General features: G+C 61.9%; 1 protein-coding gene. It reads right to left on the bottom strand.

Going from position 1 to position 662, the window contains the following annotated elements; translation table 11 throughout:
- Positions 1-662, bottom strand: a 662-nt coding sequence (locus ABS758_RS14940) for a TRAP transporter large permease subunit (protein ID WP_350384139.1), incomplete at both ends; no start/stop codon positions are given.

A 662-nucleotide genomic window follows, 5' to 3' on the forward strand; every position in this document is an offset into this window, starting at 1 on the left:
ATAGGCACGTAGGTGATGAACACCAGGTAGATGAGCAGCAGCATCAACCAGGGCACTGCAGCCTTGATGACCTGGCCGATGCTCATATTGGTGATGCCTGCCGTGACAAACAGGTTCAAGCCCACGGGCGGGGTCACCATGCCGATCTCCAGGTTGATCACCATGATGATGCCCAGGTGCACCGGGTCGATACCCAGTTGCGTGGCGATCGGGAACAGGATCGGGGCCAGGATCAGGATGATGCCGGTGGGCTCCATGAAGGCCCCGGCCACCAGCAGCAGCACGTTGACCACGATCAGGAATTGCCAGGCGCTCATATCCCAGGCGATGATCTGCTCGGCGATGGCCTGCGGGATGCGCTCGGTGGTGAGCACGTGGGCAAACAGCAAGGCGTTGGCGATGATGAACATCAGCATGATGGTCACCTTCGAGGCATCGATCAGCACCTCGGGCACCTGTTTCATGCCGATGTCGCGGTACACGAACACGGCAATGAAAAAGGCGTACACCGCCGCCACGGCCGCTGCCTCGGTGGGCGTAAACACCCCCCCGTAGATGCCGCCCAGGATGATGAGGATCAGCAACAGCCCCCAGATGGAGTCGCGCGCTGCGGTGACGACCTCGGCCATGCTGGCGCGTGGCTGGCGGGGCATGCCGCGCAT

Origin of the sequence: Castellaniella sp. FW104-7C03 (assembly GCF_040276085.1) — a bacterium.
Lineage (GTDB): Bacteria > Pseudomonadota > Gammaproteobacteria > Burkholderiales > Burkholderiaceae_B > Castellaniella.